The sequence below is a fragment of the Glycocaulis sp. genome, assembly GCF_052168375.1.
In the GTDB taxonomy this organism is placed as follows: domain Bacteria; phylum Pseudomonadota; class Alphaproteobacteria; order Caulobacterales; family Maricaulaceae; genus Glycocaulis.
Genome location: NZ_JBQLZR010000035.1, coordinates 1 through 2,273, shown reverse-complemented (window position 1 = coordinate 2,273; position 2,273 = coordinate 1). Strand labels below are relative to the sequence as shown.

Here is a 2,273-nt window from a genome sequence, read left to right as displayed (position 1 = left end):
GCTGAAAGGAGACTGACATGAAAATCGTCAATGGAATGATTGCCTTGCCTGCACTTGTGGCTGCAGCTGCCTGTGCGCCGCCGCCCGCTTCCGGCCTTGATGGCGCCTATCGCGAAGGGCAAATCCAGGCTGATGCGTGCTGGATCGAGTTCGTCGAAACGCCCTCCGGCGCGCTGCTGGCCGAAGCCTATGCCGCTCCCGGCCTTTCAGGCAGCTATGAGCTGTCGGTGTATCAGGCCTCGTCTGGCGGTGAGGCCGTCATCGAACAGTCCGGCCCGTTTGAGGCGCTCGGCAGCGAGCCTGGCCTCATCCACCAGATCACGCTTGGCAGCGCTGCACCTCGCAGGGGCGCATCGCTTTCGGAAATGATGGCCTCCATGCGCAATGCGCCCGAAGGCACCACCATCATCTCGTCGGGCGATGGCGGGAATGCGCGCTATGATGTGCGCCTGCGCCTTCTGGATGGCGATGGCCGCCAGATCTGCACCGCTGATTTGACGGGGCCGTAGGCATGGCGCCGACGCGAAGGCCGGCAGGGCGTCACTCCGCCTTGCCGGTCCAGCGCGTGATGTCGGCGGGTTTGCGCGGACGTTCCGTGGCGCTGACAGCCTGTGTGCCGACATAGACGAAACCGGCGACGCGTTCGTTTGCCTCGAGGCCGAGTGCGGATTTCACCCGCTCGTCGAATGCATACCACTCGGTCAGCCATTGCGCGCCAAAGCCCATGGCATCGGCGGCGAGAAGCAAGTTCTGGCAGACTGCACCCGCCGACAGGATCTGCTCCCATTCGGGTATCTTGTGCGGGATGGTCACGCGCGAAATGACGCCGATGACGACCGGCGCGCGTTCAAAGCGGCGGCGCTCGAGATTGAGCCTTTCCTCGCCCGCCTCGGGCATGTCCGCGCGGATCAGGCTTTCGAGCATCTGCCCGAAGGCCGGGCGGGCTTCTCCTTCGAATACGATGAAGCGCCAGGGGAAGAGCTTGCCGTGATCAGGCACGCGCGCAGCTATCCTGATCAGCGTATCGAGCTGTTCCTTCGACGGTCCGGGGCCGCTCATATCGATGGCCCGCGTCGAGCGGCGTCGCGCCATGCGGCCCAGCATGTCTGCCGAGGGCTTGGGTACTGTCAGCACATCGTTTTCGACGGGAAAGGCAGGCGGCGAGAAATGCGTCATGGCGGGGAGGGTCCGATTGCTGGTGAGCCGGGCACTTTGACGGATGGGTAATGCCGGACTTATATCATGGGTAAATTGTGACAGAGTCACGTATGGACCGGACTGTCCGTACACAAGCAGGAAAGTGCCCATGGCAGTGGATGCAGAGCTCGACGACGATCTGAGCCCGGCCGAGCGCCGCCGCCGCAAGGTACGCGATGCCATTGTCGAGGCGGCAGAGGCCATCTTCACCGAAGAAGGCGAGGCGGGCATTTCCATGCGCCGCATCGCCGAGCGGATCGATTATTCGCCGGCCGCGCTCTACAAGTATTTCGATTCCAAGGAGGCACTGTTCGACGAAATCCGCGAACAGTTCTTCGAGCGTCTCTACCGGCGCATGGTCGCCGTGGAAGGCATGGTCACCGAAGGTCCGCTTGTGTGCGAGGAGTGTCTGCGCGCCTATGTGGAGACCGGGCTGGAGCAGCCGGCCCATTACCGGCTGGCCTTTTCGAGCTGGTTTGAATCCAAACTCGACGACCGGCAGGATTCCTATGGCTATGCCGCATCGGAGCGGCTGGAGCTCATGATCGAGAAAGCCATCGTGGATGGCTGGTTCCGCGAATGCGATCCGGTGCTTGCCGGGCTGTCAGTCTGGGCGGGTGCCCACGGCCTCACCATGCTGGCCGTGACTATTCCCGATTTTCCCGGTTCAAAGGAAAAATGCGCCGATCTGACCCTCGACGATCTCATTGCTTTCCATGCGGAAATGACCGGGCGGGGCCTCGCAACTCCCAAGCTCAACGCCTGGCTGGACGCCAGAAAACCAAAAAAGTGAACAGCGTTCACTTTTCAAACGGTGTTGAGTGACCTATATGTGATCGCGTACCATAGCGAAGGTTCGCGCCCATGCCCGCATCGCATCTAGTTCGCCGTCACGCGTTTGCCACTGGCGTAGCCTCGCTGGCCATTGTCGTAGCTGCCAGCGCCATCCTCATTAGCGCCTTGCGAGGCAGTCCTGCCGAGGCGGGGCTGAGCCTCGGTGACGCGGCGCCCGTTACGGTTGAAACGCTCCCCGTCGAATACGTGGATGCGGCAACCATCGAGGCGCGCTTTCCCGG

4 protein-coding genes are annotated in these 2,273 nt (G+C 62.5%); 3 read left to right on the top strand and 1 reads right to left on the bottom strand.

Going from position 1 to position 2,273, the window contains the following annotated elements; all coding sequences use genetic code 11:
- Positions 1-17: 17 nt before the first annotated feature.
- On the top strand, positions 18-509 hold the full coding sequence (gene csgH / locus ACTS2Z_RS01380; protein WP_442571442.1) for a curli-like amyloid fiber formation chaperone CsgH: 492 nt from the start codon (positions 18-20) through the stop codon (positions 507-509).
- 31 nt (positions 510-540) lie between these two features.
- On the opposite strand, the gene ACTS2Z_RS01375 is transcribed toward csgH, so the two are convergent.
- Positions 541-1,176: a nitroreductase family protein gene (locus ACTS2Z_RS01375; protein WP_442571441.1), complete on the bottom strand. Its 636-nt coding sequence runs from the start codon at positions 1,174-1,176 to the stop codon at positions 541-543.
- A gap of 130 nt (positions 1,177-1,306) precedes the next feature.
- Here ACTS2Z_RS01375 and ACTS2Z_RS01370 point away from each other — a divergent pair, with 130 nt between their 5' ends.
- Together ACTS2Z_RS01370 and ACTS2Z_RS01365 are read left to right on the top strand one after the other, a co-directional pair.
- The gene (locus ACTS2Z_RS01370; RefSeq protein WP_442571440.1) at positions 1,307-1,990 is read left to right on the top strand and encodes a TetR/AcrR family transcriptional regulator; all 684 of its coding nucleotides are present in this window, start codon (positions 1,307-1,309) and stop codon (positions 1,988-1,990) included.
- A gap of 71 nt (positions 1,991-2,061) precedes the next feature.
- The coding region (locus ACTS2Z_RS01365) for a hypothetical protein (protein WP_442571439.1) at positions 2,062-2,273 on the top strand (212 nt) is incomplete at its 3' end.

Excerpts from the sequence above, each read along its gene's own strand:
- csgH (WP_442571442.1), top strand. The coding sequence starts at position 18 with ATGAAAATCGTCAATGGAATGATTGCCTTGCCTGCACTTGTGGCTGCA.
- ACTS2Z_RS01375 (WP_442571441.1), bottom strand. The coding sequence starts at position 1,176 with ATGACGCATTTCTCGCCGCCTGCCTTTCCCGTCGAAAACGATGTGCTG.
- ACTS2Z_RS01370 (WP_442571440.1), top strand. The coding sequence starts at position 1,307 with ATGGCAGTGGATGCAGAGCTCGACGACGATCTGAGCCCGGCCGAGCGC.